At 66.8% G+C, this 2,996-nt stretch carries 4 protein-coding genes and 1 pseudogene; 4 read left to right on the forward strand and 1 reads right to left on the reverse strand.

The genetic code is table 11. The features are described from left to right. The 4 genes from ACE3UY_RS12110 to pgl all read left to right on the forward strand — a co-directional run. Positions 1-361, forward strand: a 361-nt coding sequence (locus ACE3UY_RS12110) for an RNA polymerase sigma factor (RefSeq protein ID WP_374687775.1), incomplete at its 5' end; no start/stop codon positions are given. A gap of 64 nt (positions 362-425) precedes the next feature. After that, positions 426-731, forward strand: a complete 306-nt coding sequence (locus tag ACE3UY_RS12115; RefSeq protein ID WP_374687776.1) for an anti-sigma factor — start codon at positions 426-428, stop codon at positions 729-731. A gap of 42 nt (positions 732-773) precedes the next feature. Further along, positions 774-1,784: a glucokinase gene (gene glk, locus ACE3UY_RS12120; RefSeq protein WP_374687777.1), complete on the forward strand. Its 1,011-nt coding sequence runs from the start codon at positions 774-776 to the stop codon at positions 1,782-1,784. Further along, complete coding sequence (gene pgl, locus ACE3UY_RS12125) at positions 1,781-2,518, forward strand: 6-phosphogluconolactonase (RefSeq protein WP_374687778.1); 738 nt, start codon at positions 1,781-1,783, stop codon at positions 2,516-2,518. Before glk ends, pgl begins: the two co-directional genes overlap by 4 nt. Positions 2,519-2,588: 70 nt before the next feature. Here the strand turns inward: pgl and ACE3UY_RS12130 are convergent. Continuing rightward, a pseudogene (locus ACE3UY_RS12130) lies at positions 2,589-2,996 on the reverse strand (hypothetical protein); the annotation flags it as partial.

Here is a 2,996-nt window from a genome sequence, read left to right on the forward strand (position 1 = left end):
ACTGCGCCGCAAGCGCTGGCGCGACACGTCGCTCGACCACCTGACCCAGACGGACGACGGCGACTTCACCCCCTCGTTCGTGGCCGATCCGGGGCCGCGGCCGGAGGAACTGACCGAGCGGCGCGAGTTGATGGCCTACGTAAACCGGCTGATCGCCGAGGAGCTGACCGAGAAGCAGCGGACGGCGCTGACGGCGGCTGTCGTCCAGGGCAAGCCGCTCAGCGAGGTCGCCTTCCTGATGGACTCCAACCAGAACGCCATCTATAAGCTGCTGTTCGACGCGCGCCAGCGCTTGCGCCGCCGGATGGCCGAGGATGGTCTGACGCCGGAGGACGTGATCGCCACCTTTACCGGCGTGTGACCACGTGACCGGCGCGGCGTAAGAAAGGCGTAAGTAGCTTCGTCAGAGGGAGCGAATGACAAGTGTGATCGACAAAATACACAAGCTGCTGGAGCGGCCGGCCCGGCCATTGGACGAGGTTGTCGTGCCCCTCGATGAAGCATCCATTGACCGGCTACTCTGTCTGCTCTGCGATACTCGCGACGACGAGTTAACTTGTGATGAGGTGTTTGGCCGGCTCGACGAATACGTCGATTGTCTGCTGAGCCATCAGCAGTTTGCCGGCCCGACGCCATTGGTCGAACATCACCTCACCCTCTGCCCCGATTGCCGCAACGAATACGACGCGCTGGTGCAGGCGCTCAGGCGCGCCGGCGCGGATCTAGAATGAAAAAGGTCGGACATAGCAAAATTCCAATCGAGAGATAAGACCATGTTACTCGCAGGCGATATCGGCGGCACCAAGACTGTCATGGCGATCTTCGAGGTCGAGCGCGGGGCGACCACCATCACCCGCCACCCTGTCCAGGAGCGCACCTTTCCCAGCCAGCAGTACCAATCGCTGGAGTTGATCATCGAGGAGTTTCTGCAGGATTGCGACTACCCCATCTCGGCCGCCAGCTTCGGCGTGGCCGGGCCAGTGGTCGGCGGGCGGGCTGAGGTGACGAACCTGCCCTGGGTCATCGAGTCGGAGGCCCTGGCCGAGCGCTTCGGCTTCGGCGTCCACCTGCTCAACGACCTGGAGGCGGTGGGGACGGCTGTGCCCCACCTGGAGCGCACGGACTTGCTGACGCTGAACGAGGGCCAGCCGGTGGAGCGCGGGGCCATCGGCGTCATCGCCCCCGGCACGGGCTTGGGCGAGGGCTTCCTGGTCTGGCAAACGACGGGGCGCTATGAGGCGCACCCTTCCGAGGGCGGCCATTGCGCCTTTGGGCCGACCACGCCGCTGCAACTGGAGATGCTCAACTACTGGCTGCCGCGCATGGGCCACGTCAGCTATGAGCGCGTCTGCTCCGGCATCGGCATTCCCAACATCTACACCTTCCTGCGCGAGACGGGCCATTACCCGGAGCCGCCCTGGTTGCACGACGCGCTGGCCGAAGTGAGCGACCAGACGCCGGTCATCGTCAAGGCGGCCGTCGCCAGCGAGGCCGACATCTGCATGGCGACCCTGCAATTGTTCATGGAGATTCTGGGCGACCAGGCGGGCAACCTGGCGCTGACGGTGCTGGCGACGGGCGGCATCTACCTGGGCGGCGGCATCCCGCCGCGCATCCTGCCCCAGTTGCAGCAGGGGCCGTTCATGGAGTTCTTTCGCGACAAGGGGCGCTTCAGCGACATGATGGGCCGCATCCCGGTGCACGTCATCGTGACCCCTAAGGCGGCGCTCTACGGCACGGCTTACGACGCGCTGGCGCTCTCGCCCGGCGAGTTGGCCCAATGAGTAAGCCCGAAGTGCGCGTTGCCGACGACGTAGCCGCTGAGGCTGCGCCGGCCGTCGCCGCCGCCCTGCGCGAGGCCGTCGAGGCGCGCGGCGGCGCCAGCCTGGCCCTGGCCGGAGGCGGCACGCCGCTGGCGCTCTACCGGCAACTGGCCGAACCGGAGGCGGGCGTGCCCTGGGAGCACGTCCACGTCTTCTGGGGGGATGAACGGCTGGTTCCGCCGGACGATCCCGGCTCTAACTACCGCGCCGCCCACGAGGCGTTGCTGAGCCATGCCCCCATCCCCGAGGCCCACGTTCACCGCGTGAAGACCGAATTGCCGCCGGCTTCGGCCGTGGCCGACTACGCCGAGCAACTGCGCGTCTATGCCCAGCAGTCCGAGGTTGACTGCCCGTCGCCCTGGCCGCGCTTCGACGTGGTGTTGCTAGGGTTAGGCGAGGACGGCCACACCGCTTCGCTGTTCCCCGGCTCGCCGGCCGAGTCCATCGTGCCGGTGCTGCCGGTGACGGCCGACTATGAGGGCCGCCCGGCCGAGCGCGTTACGCTGACCCCTTGCGTCTTCAACCACGCCCGGCATGTCTTCTTTCTCGTGAGCGGGGAGAACAAGGCCGAGGCCGTCGCCGCCGCCCTCGGCCCGCAGCGCGACCCCGACCGCTACCCCGCTCAGCGCATCGAACCCGAAGAGGGGGAGGTCGTCTGGTTCCTCGACCAGGCCGCGGCGGGAAAACTGAATTAATCCGCAGGTTCGCAGATTTAGAAGAGGCTCACGCCAAGAGCGCTAAGAACGCAAAGAATATTCCTTCCCTTCAATCGGCCAGCCGCCGTGCCACAGCCAGACCGCCGAAGAGCAGCGCCCCCAGGCCGACGATGAGACCCCAGTACGCCCAGTCATAGCGGTGCGGATCGCCGCCCAGGACGATGGGCCAGCGATTCTCACGCACAAACCCGGCGAAGAAGGCCGCGCCCGGGGCGAGCGAGAGGCCGGAGCTCTCAAGGCCGTCAACCGATACCGTCAGCATGGGAGCGCGGTACCTGACTGAAATATCGCGCGGCCGTCTGTTACTGAACACGCCGGGAACCAGCAGTTCGGGCTTCTGGCCGTTCTCGCCGCCGGCCGGCGTGCGCAGGCGGATGATGAGCGCGTCTTCCTCCTGGCCGATGGTCACGTTGCGCCGTTCCGCGTCGGCCGAGATCGAGACGATCCGCGCCGGGCC

It is taken from the genome of Promineifilum sp. (SeqCode) (assembly GCF_041918635.1).
GTDB lineage: Bacteria > Chloroflexota > Anaerolineae > Promineifilales > Promineifilaceae > Promineifilum.

Bases quoted from the DNA above. Each gene is read 5' to 3' on its own strand.
- pgl (WP_374687778.1), top strand. From the start codon at position 1,781: ATGAGTAAGCCCGAAGTGCGCGTTGCCGACGACGTAGCCGCTGAGGCT.
- glk (WP_374687777.1), top strand. From the start codon at position 774: ATGTTACTCGCAGGCGATATCGGCGGCACCAAGACTGTCATGGCGATC.